At 65.7% G+C, this 19,301-nt stretch carries 15 protein-coding genes and 1 pseudogene; 7 read left to right on the top strand and 9 right to left on the bottom strand.

The window, feature by feature from the left end; all coding sequences use genetic code 11:
• Window positions 1-212: 212 nt before the first annotated feature.
• The 3 genes and pseudogenes from EN738_RS06900 to EN738_RS06890 form a co-directional block, all read right to left on the bottom strand.
• Window positions 213-608: a DUF4345 family protein gene (locus tag EN738_RS06900; protein ID WP_126057603.1), complete on the bottom strand. Its 396-nt coding sequence runs from the start codon at window positions 606-608 to the stop codon at window positions 213-215.
• A gap of 94 nt (window positions 609-702) precedes the next feature.
• Window positions 703-1,397 (bottom strand): annotated as a pseudogene (locus EN738_RS06895) (aspartate/glutamate racemase family protein).
• Window positions 1,398-1,427: 30 nt separating this feature from the next.
• The gene (locus tag EN738_RS06890; protein ID WP_127283049.1) at window positions 1,428-3,611 is read right to left on the bottom strand and encodes a primosomal protein N'; all 2,184 of its coding nucleotides are present in this window, start codon (window positions 3,609-3,611) and stop codon (window positions 1,428-1,430) included.
• 89 nt (window positions 3,612-3,700) lie between these two features.
• On the opposite strand from EN738_RS06890, the gene fsa reads away from it, so the two are divergent.
• A complete protein-coding gene (gene fsa / locus EN738_RS06885; RefSeq protein ID WP_127283048.1) occupies window positions 3,701-4,357 on the top strand; it encodes a fructose-6-phosphate aldolase in 657 nt (218 codons plus the stop codon).
• A 219-nt stretch (window positions 4,358-4,576) separates the two neighbouring features.
• Here fsa and lptE read toward each other — a convergent pair whose 3' ends face one another.
• Both lptE and leuS read right to left on the bottom strand, forming a co-directional pair.
• Complete coding sequence (lptE, locus tag EN738_RS06880; RefSeq protein ID WP_127283047.1) at window positions 4,577-5,158, bottom strand: LPS assembly lipoprotein LptE; 582 nt, start codon at window positions 5,156-5,158, stop codon at window positions 4,577-4,579.
• Entirely contained in the window at window positions 5,145-7,772 is a 2,628-nt protein-coding gene (leuS, locus tag EN738_RS06875; protein ID WP_127283046.1) for a leucine--tRNA ligase, read from the bottom strand. Before leuS ends, lptE begins: the two co-directional genes overlap by 14 nt.
• Before the next feature lie 147 nt (window positions 7,773-7,919).
• On the opposite strand from leuS, the gene EN738_RS06870 reads away from it, so the two are divergent.
• Window positions 7,920-8,582: a YggS family pyridoxal phosphate-dependent enzyme gene (locus EN738_RS06870; RefSeq protein WP_127283045.1), complete on the top strand. Its 663-nt coding sequence runs from the start codon at window positions 7,920-7,922 to the stop codon at window positions 8,580-8,582.
• A gap of 162 nt (window positions 8,583-8,744) precedes the next feature.
• Window positions 8,745-9,794: an aldo/keto reductase gene (locus EN738_RS06865; RefSeq protein ID WP_127283044.1), complete on the top strand. Its 1,050-nt coding sequence runs from the start codon at window positions 8,745-8,747 to the stop codon at window positions 9,792-9,794.
• A 54-nt stretch (window positions 9,795-9,848) separates the two neighbouring features.
• Here EN738_RS06865 and EN738_RS06860 read toward each other — a convergent pair whose 3' ends face one another.
• Window positions 9,849-10,754, bottom strand: a complete 906-nt coding sequence (locus EN738_RS06860) for a LysR family transcriptional regulator (RefSeq protein WP_127283043.1) — start codon at window positions 10,752-10,754, stop codon at window positions 9,849-9,851.
• 122 nt (window positions 10,755-10,876) lie between these two features.
• Between EN738_RS06860 and EN738_RS06855 the strand changes: the two genes are divergently transcribed.
• Together EN738_RS06855 and EN738_RS06850 are read left to right on the top strand one after the other, a co-directional pair.
• Entirely contained in the window at window positions 10,877-12,058 is a 1,182-nt protein-coding gene (locus EN738_RS06855) for an MFS transporter (RefSeq protein ID WP_127283058.1), read from the top strand.
• A gap of 37 nt (window positions 12,059-12,095) precedes the next feature.
• On the top strand, window positions 12,096-13,130 hold the full coding sequence (locus tag EN738_RS06850; protein WP_127283042.1) for an aldo/keto reductase: 1,035 nt from the start codon (window positions 12,096-12,098) through the stop codon (window positions 13,128-13,130).
• 181 nt (window positions 13,131-13,311) lie between these two features.
• Here EN738_RS06850 and EN738_RS06845 read toward each other — a convergent pair whose 3' ends face one another.
• On the bottom strand, window positions 13,312-13,584 hold the full coding sequence (locus EN738_RS06845) for an aspartate-semialdehyde dehydrogenase (protein ID WP_127283041.1): 273 nt from the start codon (window positions 13,582-13,584) through the stop codon (window positions 13,312-13,314).
• Between the two features lie 303 nt (window positions 13,585-13,887).
• Here EN738_RS06845 and acs point away from each other — a divergent pair, with 303 nt between their 5' ends.
• Together acs and EN738_RS06835 are read left to right on the top strand one after the other, a co-directional pair.
• Window positions 13,888-15,843, top strand: a complete 1,956-nt coding sequence (gene acs, locus EN738_RS06840; RefSeq protein ID WP_127283040.1) for an acetate--CoA ligase — start codon at window positions 13,888-13,890, stop codon at window positions 15,841-15,843.
• Window positions 15,843-16,592, top strand: a complete 750-nt coding sequence (locus EN738_RS06835; protein ID WP_127283039.1) for an MOSC domain-containing protein — start codon at window positions 15,843-15,845, stop codon at window positions 16,590-16,592. The genes acs and EN738_RS06835 overlap by 1 nt, the downstream gene beginning before the upstream one ends.
• Before the next feature lie 312 nt (window positions 16,593-16,904).
• Here EN738_RS06835 and EN738_RS06830 read toward each other — a convergent pair whose 3' ends face one another.
• A complete protein-coding gene (locus tag EN738_RS06830; RefSeq protein WP_127283038.1) occupies window positions 16,905-18,317 on the bottom strand; it encodes a pilus assembly protein in 1,413 nt (470 codons plus the stop codon).
• A 409-nt stretch (window positions 18,318-18,726) separates the two neighbouring features.
• Window positions 18,727-19,301: transglutaminase family protein (locus EN738_RS06825; protein ID WP_145966828.1), on the bottom strand; the 575-nt coding region annotated here is incomplete at its 5' end.

Raw genomic sequence — 19,301 nt, 5'->3', positions numbered from 1 at the left:
TTGTTGGCGCGAGCGAGAACTCTGGCTAAATCTTTGACCTTACTGCATTTTTCCAAGCACGGAGGCGCGGCTTCCGCTATCCCCGGCCGAAAGTCGATTGCCGTCTAGCACAGGCCTTTTAAGACCGCAATGCGTCGTCCGGCATGGTTTTCAGGCACTTTTGTCGCATCCGGCGGTAGAGACCAACCGCAAGCGCCGGATTAGTCAAGGATTCAGGGCAAAAAGCCGAAAGCAAAGGCGAGCGGCAATGCCGCCAGCACCAGCTCAACCACGATCGAAGCCCAGTTGAAAGGCGTGTTGGCGCCGTCCGACATCATCGACAGCAAACGGCCGAAAGCGGTGAACAGCCAGGAGAAGCCGAGCGCCATGTAAAGCAGAGGCTGCGCGAGCAGGATGCAGCACAGGCTGACGCCGAGATAGAAGCCCGACATGCGGCCGCGCCCCTCGGCGATCGCCGCCGCCTTCTCCGGCCTGGCCTGCAGCCTGAGGATCCTGAAAGCGAGGTTCGGCGCCAGGAACAGCAGCAGGCCGATGAGCAAGGTCGCCACCGCGCTCGACCATGCCAGCCACTCGCCCTGGCTCATCGGCCACGGAAACGCAAATTCCATTTTGTCCCCTCGTAAATGCCTGTTTGAAAACCGGGGCATTCTAGCGGAGGAAAAGCCGTGCGCCAGATGGCGCCGGAACTTTAGGAAAGGCGTATCAAGACAGGGCGAATGCGACCGCCGCCTCGGCATGCAGGCGCGTGGTGTCGAACACCGGAATGTCGAAGTCCGCCTGGCCGATCAGCATGGTGATCTCGGTGCAGCCCATGATGACGCCGTCGATATTCTCATCGCGCCGCAGGCGGCCGACTTCTTCGACATAGGCGGCATGCGAATCGGGTTTGACGATGCCCTGGCAGAGTTCGTCATAGATCACCTGTGCACCATGTCGCGGCCGGCCTGGTCGGGCACGATAGGCTGCAGGCCATATTTCTCGGCGAGCCGGCCCTTGTAGAAATCCTGCTCCATGGTGAAGCGGGTGGCGAGCAGCGCCGGCCGCCTGACGCCGGCATCCCTGACCGCGACCGCGGTGGCGTCGGCGATGTGGATCAGGGGGATCGACACCGCCGCCTGCACGTCGTCCGCCAGCCTGTGCATGGTGTTGGTGCAGACCACCAGGCCCTCGGCGCCGCCCGCCTCCAGCTTGCGCGCGGCCTCGGCGAGCAGCACGCCTGCGCCCTGCCAGTCGCCGGCATGCTGGCGCTCGGCGATCTCGGCGAAGTCGAACGACCATAAGAGCAGCTGCGCCGAATGCAGCCCGCCGAGCCGCTCGCGCACGATCTCGTTGAGCAGGCGATAGTAGATGGCGGTCGATTCCCAACTCATGCCGCCGATGAGGCCGAGGGTTTTCATCTGTTCATGCCTCCGATCGCGTGATCAATCTCACAAAAAGCTCTGCGGATCGATATCGACCTGCACCCGGACCGAGCCGCGCAATTTCGGCCCTTCGGCCAGCATGGCGCGGATGAAGCCCTGCATGTCGGCGCGCCGCTCGCCCTGGATCAGCAGGCGGAAGCGGTGGCGCCCGCCGAGCAGTGACAACGGCGCCTCGGCCGGGCCCAGCACGAACAGATCGGCCGCCTGCGGCGCGGCGCGGCGCAGGCCGCGCGCATGCGCCTCCGCTTCGGCCCGCGTCGCGGCGCTGACGATGACGCCGGCGAGCCGGCCGAAGGGCGGGAGTGCTGCCCGCTCGCGCTCGGCGACCTCGCGCTCGTAAAACGCCTCGGCATCGCCGGAGACGATGGCCCGCATCACCGGATGGTCCGGCTGATAGGTCTGCAGCAGGCCGAGGCTCTTCTTGCCGGTGCGGCCGGCGCGACCCGTCACCTGGCTGAGCAGCTGGAAGGTGCGCTCGGCGGCGCGCGGATCGCCATTGGCGAGGCCGAGATCGGCGTCGACCACGCCGACCAATGTCATGTTGGGAAAATTATGGCCCTTGGCGACGAGCTGCGTGCCGATGACGATGTCGGCCTCGCCATTGGCGATGGCTTCCAACTCGAGCCTGAGCCGTCGCACGCCGCCCATCAGGTCGGACGAGAGCACGATGGTGCGGGCGTCGGGGAAATGCGCCACCACCTCCTCGGCAATGCGCTCGACGCCCGGACCGCAGGCGACCAGATGGTCGAGCGTGCCGCATTCGGGGCACGCCTCCGGCCGCCGCTCATTATGCCCGCAATGGTGGCAGACAAGCTGGCCGCGAAAGCGGTGCTCGACCAGCCAGGCCGAGCAGACCGGACAGCCGAAACGGTGGCCGCAGACGCGGCACAGCGTCAGCGGCGCATAGCCGCGCCGGTTGAGGAATAAGAGCGACTGCTCCTTCTTCTCCAGCGTGCGCCGCATCTGGTCGAGAAGCAGCGGCGACAGGAAGCCGCCGCGCGCCGGCGGCGCGCGGCGCATGTCGATCGACTTCAGGTCGGGCAGCGCCGCCTCGGCAAAGCGCGACGAAAGCACCGCCCGATGATAGCGGCCCTGGCTGGCATTGACCCGGCTCTCGACCGACGGCGTCGCCGAGGCGAGCACGATCGGGAAGCCGCCTATGTGGCCGCGAACCACCGCCATGTCGCGGGCATTGTAGAAGACGCGATCCTCCTGCTTGTAGGCGGGGTCGTGCTCCTCGTCGACGACGACCAGGCCAAGCTCAGGGAAAGGCAGGAACAGCGCCGAGCGCGCGCCGGCGACGACGCGCACGCCGCCTTCCGCCACCTGCCGCCAGACTTTCTCGCGCATCCTCGGCGGCAGGTCCGAATGCCACTCGGCCGGCTTGGCGCCGAACCGGTCCTGGAAGCGTTCCAGGAAGGCATGGGTCAGCGCGATTTCCGGCAGCAGGATCAGCACCTGCCTGCCCTGGTCGAGCGCCGCCGCCACCGCCTCGAAATAGACCTCGGTCTTGCCGGATCCGGCGACGCCATCGCGCAACGTGACGCCAAAGGCGTTCGCCGCGACGCCGGCACGCAGCATGGCCGCCGCATCCTCCTGGTCGGGCATCAGCGTCGGCTGCGCGTAGGCCGGATCGGGCGCCGCCACCACCGGCCGCGGCGGGATCATCACCGTCTCGAACACGCCTTGCGCCCGCAAGCCGTCGATGACCGCCGACGACACGCCGGCCGCATGCGCCAGGCCCGAGCGCGTCCAGGCGAGGCCGCCCTCGGCCGTCGCCAGCACGCGCGCCCTCGCCTCGGTCATCCGGTCGGGTCTGGCCAGGGTGAGCTGCAGGCCTTCGATCCAGGGCTCCGGGTCGAAGGCCTCCGGCGCACGAAGCAGCATGCGCGCCACCATGCCCGGCGCCGCCAGCGTGTATTGCGCGATCCAGTCGACGAAGCGGCGTATCGCGCGGTCGATCGGCGGGCAATCGAACACCTGCTCGATTGGCCGCAATTTCCTCGCGTCGACCGTCTCGACGGCGCCGTCCCAGACGATGCCGGCGACCTGCCGGGGCCCCAGCGGCACGCGCACGATCGAACCCGGCACCACGCGCATGCCGGCCGGCACCGCATAGGTGTAAGGCCGCTCGGCCGGCATCGGCACCAGCACCGGCGCGGCCGCGACAAAGGGCGAATCTTCCATCATGAGGCGTGACCTTGCCCCGACTTTGGTCTAGAGCAAAGGCCGACCCCCAAGCTGCATGTCATGCACATGAAAATCTTCAGGAGACCGCGATGAAATTTTTTGTCGACACCGCCGATATCAAGGAAATCCGCGAGCTGAACGATCTGGGGCTGCTCGATGGCGTCACCACCAATCCCTCGCTGATCCTGAAATCGGGTGGCAAGATTGCCGAGGTGACCAAGCAGATCTGTGACATCGTCGAGGGCCCGGTCTCGGCCGAGGTCGTGGCGACCGAATACAAGCAGATGATGGCCGAGGCCGAGGTGCTGGCCAAGATCGCCCCCAATGTCTGCATCAAGGTGCCGCTGACGCTGGACGGGCTGAAGGCCTGCAAGACCATCCGCACCGAAATGAAGCGCATGGTCAACGTCACGCTCTGCTTCTCCGCCAACCAAGCGCTGCTCGCCGCCAAGGCCGGCGCCTCTTTCATCTCGCCCTTCGTCGGCCGCATCGACGACACCGGCTCGGACGGCATGGAGCTGATCCAGGAGATCCGGCAGATCTACGACAACTACGACTACCAGACCGAGATCCTGACCGCCTCGGTGCGCACCGTGAACCACGTCAAGCAGGCGGCGCTGATCGGCGCCGACGTCATCACCGCGCCGCCGGCGACGCTGAAGGCGCTGGTCAGCCATCCGCTGACCGACAAGGGCCTTGCCGCCTTCCTCGCCGACTGGGCCAAGACCGGCCAGAAGATCGGCTGATCTCGTCTCAACGATACGAAAAAAGGCCAGGCGACCGGCCTTTTTTTGTTGCAAACAGCAAAGTCGGAAACGCTCAGAGACCGTTTCGAAATTCGCTCTGGCGAGTCATATGGCGGTGGTTTCGAGAACCGGAGCGCAGCGGACATTCAGGTCCGTGAGCACCGGAAGCACAGAAACCGCCCGCAGATGGCCGCCGGAGTAGAATTTCCAAACGGTCTCTCAGGCCTTCTTGCCGTGCTTGACCAGATCCTGCGCCACCGAGAGCCTGAGCAGGTCCGCCAGCTCGCGCGCGGCGCGGTTCTCGGCATCGATCTGCGCCCGGTAGGACGCATATTCCTGGCGCGGCCGGTCAAAGGACGACGGCACCGAGCGCTTGCCGGTGGCGATGACCGTGCCCGTGCTCGCATCGGTCAGCACATACGACGAGGTCAGCGTCACCGTGCCCGCGGTCGGCTCGTCCTCGTCGGTCTGGATCTGCACAAGTGCTGCCGATTCGACCAGTTCGGTGACGCCGAGATCGAGGATGTAGGCCGGCGTTGCCGGCTCGCCGGCGCCCTGGCCGAAGCCGAAGATCAGATTGTTGCGCACCTGCTGGGCATAGCGGGTCTTGACCGGCTTGACCGAGATCGACGCCAGTTCGGCGGAGGCGCCGACAGTGGAGCCGGCGGTGAGCGGCGCGTTCGAATAGAGCGGCCTGACGGTGCAGGCCGACACCAATGCCACCGAGGCGACCAGGCCGTACAGCGCGGCGCGGCCGAGCAAACGCACCACACCAGTCTTTTCCCGATCAGGCAACGACATTGACGATCCTCTGCGGCACGATGATCACCTTGCGGGGCGCCTTACCTTCCAGCGCTTTCTGCACGAAGTCGAGGGCCAGCACCGCTTTTTCGACCGCACCTTGGTCCGCGTCGCGGGCAATTGTCAAATCCCCGCGCTTCTTGCCGTTGACCTGGACGGGAAGCACGATCTCGTTGTCGACGACGAGCGCCGGATCGTAGACCGGCCACGGCCGTTCGGCGACCATTTCGGTGCCGCCCAGCGTTTCCCAGCACTCCTCGGCCAGATGCGGCATGACCGGCGCGATCAGGTGCACCAGGATCTCCACCGCCTCGCGGCAGGCGCCTTTCAGCGCCGCATCGGCCTTGCCTTCGGCCGCTTCGTTGAGCGGCGTGGTCAGGGCGTTGGCCAGCTCATAGATGCGAGCGATGGCGCGGTTGAAGCCGAGCTTCTCGATATCCTCGCCGACCGCCTTGAGGCTCTTGTGCGCGGCCTTGGAGACAGCGCCAGCCTCGCCCTCTCGCGCCGCCTCGGGCTGCACGCCGGTGAGCGATTCGGCCGCGATCGACACCAGGCGCCAGATGCGCTGGACGAAGCGATGCGCGCCGGCGGCGCCGTCGTCGGTCCATTCGACGTCGCGCTCGGGCGGCGAATCCGACAGCATGAACCAGCGCGCGGTATCGGCGCCGTAGCCGTCGGTGATCTCTTCCGGGCTCACCGTGTTCTTCTTCGACTTCGACATCTTCTCCAGCGGGCCGATGACGGCCTCCTCGCCGGTGGCGATATCGACGGCGCGGCGCTTGCCGCCGTCGTCCTCGAGCCTGACCTCGCTCGGCGACAGCCAGCGTCCGTTGTTGGACGGGCCGCCGACCCGGTAGGTCTCGTGCACCACCATGCCTTGCGTGAACAGGCCCTTGAACGGTTCGGCGAGATCGAGGTGGCCGGTCTCGCGCATGGCACGGGTGAAGAAGCGCGAATAGAGCAAATGCAGGATCGCGTGCTCGATGCCGCCGATATACTGGTCGACCGCCAGCCATTCGTCGGCCGCCTTCGGCTCAGTCGGATCGTTGGCCCACGGCGCGGTGAAGCGCGCGAAATACCAGGACGAATCGACGAACGTGTCCATCGTGTCGGTCTCGCGCCGCGCCGGCTTGCCGCATTGCGGGCAATTGACGTGCCGCCAGGTCGGGTGGCGATCGAGCGGGTTGCCCGGCCGGTCGAACTCGATGTCGTCGGGCAGCTTGACCGGCAGGTCGGCCTTCGGCACCGGCACCACGCCGCAATCCTCGCAGTGGATCATCGGGATCGGGCAGCCCCAGTAGCGCTGGCGCGAAATGCCCCAGTCGCGCAGGCGGAAGTTCACCTTGCGCTCGGCCATCGGCCGGTTGCCGATCGTCTTCTTTTCCAGCAGCTTGGCCACCTCGTCGAAGGCCTTCTCCGGCTTCATGCCGTCGAGGAAGCGCGAATTGATCATCACGCCGTCGTCGACATAGGCCTCCTCGATGATCTGGAAGGTCTTGGCGTCGCCGCCTTCCGGCATCACCACCGGGATCACCGGCAGGCCGTATTTGTTGGCGAAGTCGAGGTCGCGCTGGTCGCCGGACGGGCAGCCGAAGATGGCGCCGGTGCCGTATTCCATCAGCACGAAATTGGCGACATAGACCGGCAGCGTCCAGTTCTCGTCGAACGGATGGACGACGCGGATGCCGGTGTCGAAGCCCTTCTTCTCGGCCGTCTCGAGCGCCGCCACCGAGGTGCCCATGTGGCGGACCTCGTCGATGAACTTGGCCAGCTCGACATTATCCTCGGCGGCCTTCTTGGCCAACGGATGGTCGGCGGCGACCGCCATGAACGAGGCGCCGAAAATGGTGTCCGGCCTGGTCGTGTAGACCTCCAGCTCATGCTCGCCGGCGACCGGCTTGGCCAGCGGCCAGCGGATCAGCAGCCCTTCCGAGCGGCCGATCCAGTTGTGCTGCATCAGCTTGACCTTCTCCGGCCATTCGTCGAGGCCTTCGAGCGAATCCAGCAGGTCCTGCGCGAAGTCGGTGATCTTGAAGAACCACTGCGTCAGTTCGCGCTGCTCGACCAGCGCGCCGGAGCGCCAGCCGCGACCGTCGATGACCTGCTCGTTGGCGAGCACGGTCATGTCCTCCGGGTCCCAGTTGACCTTGGAGGATTTGCGCGTCACCAGCCCCTTCTCGACGAAGTCGAGGAACAGCATCTGCTGGCGGTGGTAGTAGTCGACGTCGCAGGTGGCGAACTCGCGCGCCCAGTCGAGCGACAGGCCCATGACCTTGAGCTGCTCGCGCATGGTGGCGATGTTCTCATAGGTCCAGTCCTTGGGGTGGACCTTGTTCTGCATCGCCGCGTTCTCGGCCGGCATGCCGAAGGCGTCCCAGCCCATCGGGTGCAGCACGTTGAAACCCTTGGCGCGCTTGTAGCGCGCCACGACGTCGCCCATCGTGTAGTTGCGGGTGTGGCCGATATGGATGCGTCCCGACGGATAGGGGAACATCTCCAGCACGTAGTATTTCGGCTTCGGATCGGCGTTGTCGGCCTCGAACAGCTTCTTTTCGGCCCAGGCCTTCTGCCATTTGGGCTCTGACGCGCGCGGATTGTATCGTTCGGTTGCCATCGGATGTTTTTCACTTAAAAGCTGGCACGAACCGCGGGGCAATGCCCGGCGGCCCAGGAAAATGTCGTCGCGGTGTTCACCATGGATTGCCGGACCCGTCAACTGCGGCGAGCCGGCGAGGACCAAAACTACAGGCAGGATATGGGCATGACGAGCGCCGTCGAACAGCTTTTTGCCGTCAAGGCAAGGATTACCGCCGCCGAGCGCGAGGCCGGCCGCAACCAAGGCGCGGTCACGCTGGTGGCGGTGTCGAAGACCTTCGAGGCCGCATCGATCAGCCCGGTCATCGACGCCGGCCAGCGCGCCTTCGGGGAGAACCGCGTGCAGGAGGCGCAAGGCAAATGGCCGGCGCTGAAGCATCAATTTCCCGGCATCGAATTGCATCTGATCGGTCCGCTGCAGTCGAACAAGGCCAAGGAAGCGGTCGCGCTGTTCGACGTCATTGAGACCGTGGACCGCGAGAAGATCGCCGCCGAACTTGCCAAGGAGATCGCACGGCAGGGCCGGAAGCCAAAACTCTACGTTCAGGTCAACACCGGCTCGGAGCCCCAAAAGGCCGGCATCGAGCCGCGCGAGGCGGTCGCCTTCGTCAGGCGCTGCCAAGAGGTGCACGGCCTCGCCATCGAAGGCCTGATGTGCATCCCGCCCGCTGATGAGAACCCCGGCCCGCACTTCGCGCTGCTGGAGAAGCTCGGCAAGGAGGCCGGCGTCGCGAAGCTCTCGATGGGCATGTCCGGCGACTACGAGACGGCCATCGCCTTCGGCGCGACCGGCGTCAGGGTCGGCTCGGCGATCTTCGGCAGCCGATAGCTGGGCGATGAATCTTGCCGCAAAGCCTTGCCAGGCCTAGCGGTGGCAGCCCGACGGTTCTCTTGAGCCAGTTGCCCCGCCTTGCTTGCTCCAGCGCTTGAAACGGAACGTACCGTTCCTATTTGCTCGGCGTCGTTCCCATTCCTCCCTGGAGCTCCCAACATGCGCTACAATCAACTCGGAAACACCGGGCTGTTCGTCTCCGAACTTTGCCTCGGCACCATGACCTTCGGCGCCGCCGGCGAGAACGCCCAATGGGGCCTGATCGCCAGCCTCGACCAGAAAGGCGTCAACGAGATCGTCGGCCGCTCGATTGCCGCCGGCGTCAACTTCTTCGACACGGCCGACGTCTACTCCTTCGGCGCCTCCGAAAGACTGCTCGGCCAGTCGCTCCGCGATCTCGGCGTCAAGAGGTCGGACGTCATCATCGCCACCAAGGTGCATGGCGTCATGGGCGAGGGCCCGAACCAGCGCGGCTCCTCCCGCGGCCACATCATGGATTCGGTCGAGGCCAGCCTCGAACGGCTGCAGCTCGATCACATCGACCTCTACCAGCTGCACGGCACCGACACGGTGAGCCCGATCGACGAGACGCTGCGGGCGCTCGACGATCTCGTGTCCAGCGGCAAGGTGCGTTACGTCGGCGTCTCGAACTGGCAGGCCTGGCGCATCGCCAAGGCGCTGGGCATTGCCGAGCGCAAGGGATTTGCCCGCTTCGAGACCGTGCAGTCCTACTATTCGATCGCCGGCCGCGACCTCGAACGCGAGATCGTGCCGCTGCTCAATGAGGAGAAGCTCGGCCTGATGGTCTGGTCACCCATGGCCGGCGGGCTGCTCTCCGGCAAATACGGTCCGGGCGCGCCCGGCAATGGCGAGGGCCGCCGCGCCTCCTTCAACTTCCCGCCGGTCAACGAGGATCGCGCCTGGGCGGCGGTCGCCGTCATGCGCGAGATCGCCAGGAAGCACGATGTCAGCGTTGCCACGGTGGCGCTCGGCTACGTGCTGGCCAAGCCCTTCGTCATGAGCGTCATCATCGGCGCCAGCCGCATGGACCAGCTCGAGCAGAACCTTGCCGCCACCGCGCTGAAGCTCGACGCCGAGGATCTCGCCAGGCTGGACGAGGTCAGCGCGCTGCCCTCCGAATATCCCGGCTGGATGCTGGACCGGCAGGGCGCGGGCCGGCGCCCGGCGCCGTTCGTGCCGAAGGCCTAGTTCGTCCGCTTCGTCTGAGCAGCCGCGCGTCCCTCGGGCGCGCGGCTTCCTCGTTCAGAGCCGCACCGTTTCGACCAGAAAATCGAGAAAGGCACGCACCCTGGCCGGCAGGTGCTTGCCCTGGCCGACATAGACGGCGTGGGTCATTTCCTCGTCGCCGGGATTGAAATCCTCGAGCAACGGCACCAGCCGGCCGGCGGCGATGTCGGGCTCGACATGCCAGCGCGCCAGCCGGGCGATGCCCGCGCCGGCAAGCGCCATCAGCCGCATCGCCTCGCCGTCGCTGACCTGGGCACTGCCCGTGATTGGGACCACGGTGGCACGGCCGGCCCTGTCGGCAAACGGCCAGCCGTCGATATGGCGCGCGAAGCGGAAGCCCATGCGGTTGTGGCGATCGAGATCGGCCGGCGTGCGCGGCGTGCCGCGCGCATCGAGGTAGGAAGGTGCCGCAACCACCACCACGCCGCTCTGCCCGAGCTTGCGTGCCACCAGCCGTGATTCGCCGAGCGGCCCGGCGCGGATGGCGACATCGGCGCGCTCCTCCATCAGGTCGATGACATGGTCGGTCAGGACGACGTCGACCGAGATTTCGGGATAGCGCTCCAGGAAGCTCGGCAAAAGCGGGATCAGCCGGTGCTGGCCGAACGGCACATAGGAGTTGATCCTGAGCAGGCCGCGCGGCGCGGCACCCGCTGCTGCCTCGCGCTCGGCCGCCGCCATGTCGGCCAGGATGCGCACGCCGCTGTCGTGGAAGGCGGCCCCCTCCGGCGTGAGCTGCAGCCTGCGCGTCGAACGGCTGACCAGGCGGGCGCCGAGCCGCGCCTCCAGCCGCGCGATCAGCTTGCTCACCGCCGACGGCGTCATGCGCAGCGCCCTCGCCGCCGCCGAAAAGCTGCCAGCCTCGACGACGCGGACAAACACCTCGATCTCGCCGGAGCGGTTTATCTCTGATCTCGCCATCTATGAATCTATTTCACAATCGATGTGCCTCGGGCAAGTCTGGTTCACAGACGGCAGCAACACGATCTTCCGAGCCGGGACGCGGGGAAGTGCGTCCCGGCACCATCAACGGGACGATCACCATGCCTCTTGCTCTCTATGCCCTTGCCGCCGGCGCCTTTGGCATCGGCGTCACCGAATTCGTCATCATGGGTCTTTTGCTCGATGTCAGCAGCGACCTCGGAGTCTCGATCCCGGCCGCCGGCCAGCTGATCTCCGGCTATGCGCTGGGCGTCGTTATCGGCGCGCCGCTGCTCACCATCGCCACCGGCCGCTGGCCGCGCAAGACCGTGCTCCTGGCGCTGATGGCGATCTTCACCCTTGGCAATCTGGCCTGCGCGCTCGCTCCCGATTACTGGACGCTCATGGGCGCCCGCGTGCTCACCGCCTTTGCCCACGGCACCTTCTTCGGCGTCGGCTCGGTCGTGGCAACCGGGCTGGTCGCGCCCAACAGGAAAGCCTCGGCGATCGCGCTGATGTTCACCGGGCTGACCGTCGCCAATATCCTCGGCGTTCCCTTCGGCACCTGGCTCGGCCAGGCCTTCGGCTGGCGCGCCACCTTCTGGGCGGTGACGCTGGTTGGCATCGCGGCCTTCGCGGTCATCTTGGCCCTGGTGCCGCGCGACCAGCCAGAGCCCCAGAAGAGCAATCTGCGCGCCGATCTCGCGGTGCTCGGCCGCGCACCCGTCCTGCTCGGCTTCGCCACCACCGTGCTTGGCTATGCCGGCGTCTTTGCCGTCTTCACCTACATCGCTCCGATGCTGACCGAAATCAGCGGCTTTCCGGAAGCGGCGGTGTCGCCGATCCTGCTGGTCTTCGGCGGCGGCCTCATCGCCGGCAACCTGGTCGGCGGCAAGGCCGCCGACCGCTGGCTGGTACCGTCCGTGCTTGGCAGCTTGATCGTGCTGGCGCTGGTACTTGGCCTGATGACGTTCGCCCTGCAGAGCCAGGTGCTGGCGGTCATGTTTGTCGGCCTGCTCGGCGCCGCTGCCTTCTCCACCGTGGCGCCGCTGCAGATGTGGGTGCTGGAAAAGGCCGAAGGCGCCGGGCAGAGCCTCGCCTCCTCCTTCAACATCGCCGCCTTCAACCTCGGCAATGCGGCCGGCGCCTGGCTGGGCGGCGCGGTCATCTCCCACGGTCCGGGCCTCGGCGCAGTGACCTGGGTTGCCGCCCTGCTGCCGCTTTCGGCACTCGGCGTCACGGCACTGGCGCTGCGCCTCGATCGCACCACGACATTAGGCGAGCCGGCATCCGCCCGCTCGTAACAACCCGACAACCCCTTCGACACCACAGGAGCAAAAAATGGACTATCGACGTCTTGGCGCCTCGGGCCTGAAGGTTCCGGCGCTCTCGTTCGGGGCCGGCACCTTTGGCGGCTCCGGCCCGCTGTTCGGCGCCTGGGGCAACAGCGATGCGCAGGAGGCGCGCCGGCTGGTCGACATCTGCCTCGAGGCCGGCGTCAACCTCTTCGACACCGCCGATGTCTATTCGAACGGCGCTTCGGAAGAGGTGCTGGGCGCGGCGATCAAGGGCCGCCGCGACGCCGTGCTGATCTCGACCAAGACATCGCTGCCGATGGGCGACGGGCCAGCCGACTACGGCTCCTCGCGCTCGCGTCTGATCAAGGCGGTGGAGGACGGGCTCAGGCGTCTCGGCACCGACTATATCGACCTCTTGCAATTGCACGCCTTCGATGCCGGCACGCCGATTGAGGAGGTGCTGTCGACGCTGGACGACCTCGTGCGCGCCGGCAAGCTGCGCTATGTCGGCGTCTCCAATTTTTCCGGTTGGCAGGTGATGAAGTCGCTCGGTCTGGCGGAGCAGCACGGCTATGCGCGCTACGCCGCGCATCAGGTCTACTATTCGCTTCTCGGCCGCGACTATGAATGGGAGCTGATGCCGCTCGGCCTCGACCAGGGCGTCGGGGCGCTGGTGTGGAGCCCGCTCGGCTGGGGCCGGCTGACCGGCAAGATCCGCCGCGGGCAGCCCCTGCCGGAAAGGAGCCGGCTGCACGACACGGCGAGCTTCGGCCCGCCGGTCGAGGACGAGCATCTCTACAAGGTTGTCGATGCGCTTGAGGCTGTCGCCGCCGAGACCGGCAGGACCGTGCCGCAGATCGCCATCAACTGGCTCCTGCAGCGGCCGACCGTCTCCTCCGTCATCATCGGCGCCCGCAACGAGGAGCAGTTGCGCCAGAACCTCGGCGCCGTCGGCTGGGCGTTGACGCTGGAGCAGATAAAGCAGCTCGACACGGCAAGCGAAGTCACCGCGCCCTACCCGTATTTTCCCTATCGCCGCCAGGAAGGTTTCGCCCGGCTCAATCCGCCGGCGGTGTGAGGGCTGGCGCCGCCTAATCTCCCCCCTCGAAGGGGAGATGTCGCCAAAGGCGACAGAGGGGGTCGCCGCGCGTGAAGCGCCGACTTGATCTTCACGGTTCCGCAAGGGCGTCGCGCTCTATGTGAGACGACCCCCTCTGGCCGCTTTGCGGCCATTTCCCCCCCAAGGGGGGAGATTAGCCTCAATGCAGCACGAACTCTCCATCCACCTTGCGCCACTCGTTCGGCGCGATCAGCGTCTGGTGCGTGTAGGTCACCGAATGCAGCGGCCCGTCGAGCTTGGCCTTCCAGAACTCGATGAAGCGGATCAGCACCGGAAACTTCGGCGCGATGTCGTAGTCCTGCCAGATGTAGCTCTGCAAGAGATGCGGATGGTCGGGGAAATGATAGAGAATCTTGGCCGTGGTCAGCCCATACCCCTTTAGCATCAGATCGATTTCGGAATGATCATACATTGCAGCCCCCTGCGACGATCTCCTTTCCTCCCAATGTCGGATTCTGCGCTCAGTTGCTTAACTGTCTATTGATTTTTTCTGATCGCATCGGCCTTTTCCTTCGCCAAAACATGCAGTTAGCAGCGATGGGCGGAGAGTGCTGACAGGGTGTTGCGATGCCCCTGCGTCATCCCGCCGCGCGAATCCAACGTCTAATATTGCCGTCGGCACGGAACTGTTAATAATGCGCCCGAATTCGCGGCCGCGTCGCCGCGTCGCCGCCGGCGCTTCAAGCCGACGGAACAGTCCGGGAGGAAGCGAAGAATGTCCGAGGTTCACGTCCATCGGGTGCAGCCGGCGTGGAAGAAGAACGCGCTGATCGACAACGATACCTATCTCAAATGGTACGCCGACAGCATCAAGAGCCCGGACAAGTTCTGGGGCAAGCACGGCAAGCGCATCGACTGGTTCAAGCCTTTCAGCAAGGTCAAGAACACCTCGTTCGACGGCAAGGTCTCGATCAAATGGTTCGAGGACGGCGAGACTAACGTGTCCTGGAACTGCATCGACCGCCACCTGAAGAAGCGCGGCGACCAGACCGCCATCATCTGGGAAGGCGACAATCCCTATGACGACAGGAAGGTCACCTACAACGAGCTCTACGTGCATGTCTGCCGCTTCGCCAATGTGCTGAAGAAGCACGGCGTCAAGAAGGGCGACCGCGTCACCATCTACATGCCGATGATCCCGGAAGCAGCCTATGCGATGCTGGCCTGCACGCGGATCGGCGCCATCCATTCGGTCGTCTTCGGCGGCTTCTCGCCGGACGCGCTGGCCGGCCGCATCGACGACTGCAAGTCGACCATCGTCATCACCGCTGACGAGGGCCTGCGCGGCGGCAAGCATGTGCCGTTGAAGGAAAACACCGACAAGGCGATCGAGATCGCCGCTAGGGCCGGCACCGCGGTCGACAAGGTGGTGGTGGTGCGCCGCACCGGCGGCAAGGTCGGCTGGGCGCCGGGGCGCGACGTCTGGTACCACGAGGAAGCCGCCACCGTTAAGGCCGACTGCAAGCCGGAGAGGATGAAGGCCGAGGATCCGCTGTTCATCCTCTACACCTCCGGCTCGACCGGCAAGCCGAAGGGCGTGTTGCACACCACCGCCGGCTATCTCGTCTACGCCTCGATGACGCACCAATATGTCTTCGACTACCACGACGGCGACATCTACTGGTGCACAGCCGATGTCGGCTGGGTCACCGGCCACAGCTACATCGTCTACGGCCCTCTCGCCAACGGCGCCACCACGCTGATGTTCGAGGGCGTGCCGAACTACCCCTCGCAGTCGCGCTTCTGGGAAGTCATCGACAAGCACAAGGTCAACATCTTCTACACCGCGCCGACGGCGCTGCGCGCGCTGATGGGCGCCGGCGACAGCCATGTGACGAAGACCTCGCGCAAGTCGTTGCGCGTGCTGGGCTCGGTCGGCGAGCCGATCAATCCGGAAGCCTGGGAGTGGTATTTCAACGTCGTCGGCAACGGCAAGGTGCCGATCGTCGACACCTGGTGGCAGACCGAGACCGGCGGCATCCTGATCACGCCGCTGCCCGGCGCGACCAACCTCAAGGCCGGCTCGGCGACGCGGCCCTTCTTCGGCGTCCAGCCGCAACTGGTCGACGGCGACGGCAAGGTGCTCGAGGGCGCCGCCGACGGCAATCTCTGCATCACCGATTCCTGGCCCGGCCAGATGCGCACCGTCTATGGCGACCACGACCGTTTCGTGCAGACCTATTTCTCGACCTACAAGGGCAAGTACTTCACCGGCGACGGCTGCCGCCGCGACGCCGACGGCTATTACTGGATCACCGGCCGCGTCGACGACGTCCTCAACGTCTCCGGCCACCGCATGGGCACCGCCGAGGTCGAATCGGCGCTGGTCAGCCATGACAAGGTCTCCGAGGCCGCGGTCGTCGGCTATCCGCACGATATCAAGGGCCAGGGCATCTACTGCTATGTCACGCTGATGGCCGGCGAGACGCCGAGCGACGGCCTGCGCAAGGAATTGGTCGACCATGTCCGCAAGGAGATCGGCGCCATCGCCACGCCCGACAAGCTCCAGTTCGCGCCGGGCCTGCCGAAGACCCGCTCGGGCAAGATCATGCGCCGCATCCTGCGCAAGATCGCCGAGGACGATTTCGGCGCGCTCGGCGACACCTCGACGCTGGCCGATCCGGCCGTCGTCGACGACCTCGTCGCCAACCGGCAGAACAAGAAGAGCTGATGGCCGACGCCGCGGCCCTGGGCACGGTCAGCCAGCTCTGGCGCTATCCGGCAAGCTCGCTCGCCGGTGAGCGCCAGGACGCGATCGAGGTCGGGAGCCGCACCGTCGCCGGCGACCGCCTGTTCGGCCTCGTCGATGCGACAAACGGTGAGATCGCACGCCCGGACCGCGAGGCGAAATGGCACAAGGTGCCGTTGATCCGCACCCGGCTGTCGAAGGCCCGCGAGCTGGAAGTCGCCGTCCCCGGCGGCGGCTGGCTGGCGGCGCCCGGGGCCGAAAGCGACCGCGCCGTGTCGGCCTTCCTCGGCTTCGAAGCCTCGATCCGGCCGTTCGGCCAGGAAAACGCCGCGCCCTCCTATGCCGGCCCGCTGACCGAGGCGCGCTACGCCAAGGCGCCGATCCATCTGCTGACCACCGCCTCGCTGGCGCGGCTGAAGGCGCTGCATCCGGAAGGGGCGGCCGACCCACGCCGCTTCCGCCCGAACATCGTCGTCGACATGGAACCGGTCGAGGGCTCGTTTCCCGAAACCGAATGGATCGGCCGCAAGCTGGCCGTCGGCGACCTGCTGCTGACCGTCTCGGAGCCGTGCCGGCGCTGCGGCTTCACCATCATCGCCCAGGACGGTTTCGACAGCGATCCCGGCATCCTGCGCAATCTGGTGCGCCACAACGCCCACAATCTCGGCGTCTACTGCACCGTCGACCGGCCGGCGCGGGTCGAGATCGGCGCGCCGATGCGCTTCGTCTGACCAAGGCGCCGCGCACCGTTTTCGTCTGCCCCTTGTCTTTTGCTGCAACGCACCCCATCATGAAGGTGTGTTCAACAGATCGAAAGGAGGTGATCCGATGTCGAGTGATTTCGTTTTCCAGAACGTGGCCTCAGCGGATTGCACTTTCGGGAAGCAGTCTTCCCGTTAAGGCGCGAGAAGCGCGGCAGGTGATGCGATGGCATCACCGCCAAAGACCGCGCCATGGACGGAAACACGGAAGGCCGCCGGCTTCGTCAAGAAGCGGCGGCCTTTTCCGTATATGGGAGTTGCGCAGGCTCGCCGGGGAACGCCTCAGCGATTGATTGTGAGCTTCTCGATATTCTTGGTGATCTTGCCGAAGGCTTCGGCCAGTTCCGGACCGTTCGCCGCCTCATAATAGTGCTTGAGCGACGACGTATCCGCCGTGGCGCAATCCTTGAGCAAGGTCTTTGCCTGGTTGCGCTCCGTCGTCGTCATCGACGGATCGTTGAGATCGAAGCCGATGGTGAAGATCTCGATGCCGTCGCGCTTCATGTTGGAGCAGATGCTTTCGGCGTTGCCGCGCGACATCTGGCCGGCGTCCTGTGCTTTGGGCGCGCCGCGTGCTCCGGCGAAAGCGGTGTTGAACTGGCCGTCCGTCATCAGGATGGCGATCTTGGCCACCTTCCTGCTGTCGAAATTGGCGGGACCGGCGCCGAGGCCGGCATCGGCGATGGCGGAGCGCCACGCCGGGGAGAGCATGTAGTAGCCCCACTGCGCGGCGATCCCGCCGGCCGTGACGCCCGCGGCGCTGAAATGATCGATGGCGGTGAGCAGCTTTCCTTCATCGGCCGTCAGCGGAACGAGGGCCGCCGAAGGGCATACTTTCATGCGGTAGTCGCGGTTGACCTTGGCCTGGTAGGTCTTGCCCTTGTTGTCGAGACGCAGCGTGTAGGGTCCGTCGGAGGAATAGTCGGCATAGCCGTCCTTGTCCTTGCGCTCGGTCGCGCATTTGTCCGGCGCCGACGTCGCCGAAGCCGAGACAGGCGCATCGATCGGCGGCGGAACCTTCGGGCCATTCGTCGTCTCGACGAACACGGTGCCGGCCAGGCCGCCTGTGTTGACGGCCTCGGCATAGGGGACGATCGATACGCGCACACGCGGATTGCTGGGGTCGCGGTTCTGGCCGAGCAGATCGCTGACGGCGTCCGAAGCGGCGGCCTGCAGGTCGCCGATCTTGTTGGTCTTGGCGCGCTTGTCGGGAGCCATCGAACCGGTGACGTCGAGCATCATCGCCACCTCGATTGTCTTGTCGGAATAGAGCGCCGTGGTGGAGACCGCGACGCGCTTGGTGTCGCCCATGCTAAACAGCGGGAAGTAGAAGGCGACATCGACATGCACGTCCGCCCGGACGGTCTTTGCGGTCTTGTCGACCGTCAGCCTGTCGAGGACGATCTGATCGGCCTCCAGGATGCCGGCCGCGCTGTTGGCGTCGAGAAACGCCTGCACCGACTTGTTCGCATCGGCTTCCTTGATGACGCCGGTGGTAAGATCCCGCGCCGTCGAGGTGACCGCTGCGTCGACCACGCCCTGCAGGCTCGATTGGGCATTGTAGAGCTGGGTGATGTTGACGCCGAAGCCGACGCCGAGCGCCAGCACCGACGCGGCAAAGCCGAACAGGATGGCGAAGTTTCCGCCGCGATCCCTGGCAAAGCCGCCCTGAACAAGACCTGCAAAACGCCGCATCTTCCGCCTCCATTCGCTATCGGCCTCGAAGCCGTCTGACGGATGCGGTGCAGGATTCCGGCCGGTTGGGTCGTCACGCCGGATGGAATCCGGCGTCTTCTGGTCAAGCTCTTGTTTTTGCTTGTGTTCGAAGCGGCACAAGGTGAACGGCCGGTAAACAAAAAGCCGCAGGCGTGCCGTCGTTTAGGAAGCGCTTACCATGAACGGCCTTCGCGCCGCCGAGCCGCGAAACGCGGTCCCAGTCCGGCACAGGCGCGCTGTGCCGAAGCGGATCATGGCGTTTGGGCGATCAGGCAGTCGCGGGGGACGACCAGGGTTGTTCATCGTTTCATGAAAACGCTGACCACCCTGTCTCTTGTTTTGACGCAATTCCTGATGGAAACAGTGTCAGACTTTTCCTGGAATTGCTCTACGCCAGCATGCGCGCGCTGGCCGTCCTGTCGAGACCGTGATGGGGCGGACTGAACAGATTGCGTTCCTGCTCATAGGTCCAGACCTTGAACAGGGTGAGCCGGTGTGGGCCGAAACTGTGCAGCAGCGGCACGTCGGTGGCGTCGCGGCCGCGCGCGATAACGATGCGACCGATCCTCGGAATGTTGTGGCGGGGATCGAACGCGTACCATTTGCCATCGAGGAAGACTTCGATCCAGGCCGAGAAATCCATCGGCGCCGGATCGACAGGCACGCCGATGTCGCCGAGATAACCGTTCACATAGCGGGCCGGGATGTTCATGGCGCGGCAGAGCGTGATCGCCAGATGCGCGAAGTCGCGGCAGACGCCGACGCGCTCCTCATGCGCCTGCGCCGCCGTGCGGGTGGCGCGCGCATAGCCGTAGCCGAACGACAGGCGGCTGTGGACATAATCGACGATCGCCTGCGCCCGTGCCCAGCCCGGCGGCAGGTTCCCGAACAGCTGCCAGGCGAGATCGCTGAGATGATCGGTCTCGCAGTAGCGGCTGCCGAGCAGATAGACCAGCGCGTCGT

Source organism: Mesorhizobium sp. M4B.F.Ca.ET.017.02.2.1, from assembly GCF_003998955.1.
Classification (GTDB): Bacteria; Pseudomonadota; Alphaproteobacteria; order Rhizobiales; family Rhizobiaceae; genus Mesorhizobium; species Mesorhizobium abyssinicae.
The sequence above is the reverse complement of the archived record's forward strand: the minus strand, read 5'-3'. Positions and strand labels throughout refer to the sequence as shown.

Bases quoted from the DNA above. Each gene is read 5' to 3' on its own strand.
- EN738_RS06900 (WP_126057603.1), bottom strand. From the start codon at position 608: ATGGAATTTGCGTTTCCGTGGCCGATGAGCCAGGGCGAGTGGCTGGCA.
- EN738_RS06890 (WP_127283049.1), bottom strand. From the start codon at position 3,611: ATGATGGAAGATTCGCCCTTTGTCGCGGCCGCGCCGGTGCTGGTGCCG.
- fsa (WP_127283048.1), top strand. From the start codon at position 3,701: ATGAAATTTTTTGTCGACACCGCCGATATCAAGGAAATCCGCGAGCTG.
- lptE (WP_127283047.1), bottom strand. From the start codon at position 5,158: ATGTCGTTGCCTGATCGGGAAAAGACTGGTGTGGTGCGTTTGCTCGGC.
- leuS (WP_127283046.1), bottom strand. From the start codon at position 7,772: ATGGCAACCGAACGATACAATCCGCGCGCGTCAGAGCCCAAATGGCAG.
- EN738_RS06870 (WP_127283045.1), top strand. From the start codon at position 7,920: ATGACGAGCGCCGTCGAACAGCTTTTTGCCGTCAAGGCAAGGATTACC.
- EN738_RS06865 (WP_127283044.1), top strand. From the start codon at position 8,745: ATGCGCTACAATCAACTCGGAAACACCGGGCTGTTCGTCTCCGAACTT.
- EN738_RS06860 (WP_127283043.1), bottom strand. From the start codon at position 10,754: ATGGCGAGATCAGAGATAAACCGCTCCGGCGAGATCGAGGTGTTTGTC.
- EN738_RS06855 (WP_127283058.1), top strand. From the start codon at position 10,877: ATGCCTCTTGCTCTCTATGCCCTTGCCGCCGGCGCCTTTGGCATCGGC.
- EN738_RS06850 (WP_127283042.1), top strand. From the start codon at position 12,096: ATGGACTATCGACGTCTTGGCGCCTCGGGCCTGAAGGTTCCGGCGCTC.
- EN738_RS06845 (WP_127283041.1), bottom strand. From the start codon at position 13,584: ATGTATGATCATTCCGAAATCGATCTGATGCTAAAGGGGTATGGGCTG.
- acs (WP_127283040.1), top strand. From the start codon at position 13,888: ATGTCCGAGGTTCACGTCCATCGGGTGCAGCCGGCGTGGAAGAAGAAC.
- EN738_RS06835 (WP_127283039.1), top strand. From the start codon at position 15,843: ATGGCCGACGCCGCGGCCCTGGGCACGGTCAGCCAGCTCTGGCGCTAT.
- EN738_RS06830 (WP_127283038.1), bottom strand. From the start codon at position 18,317: ATGCGGCGTTTTGCAGGTCTTGTTCAGGGCGGCTTTGCCAGGGATCGC.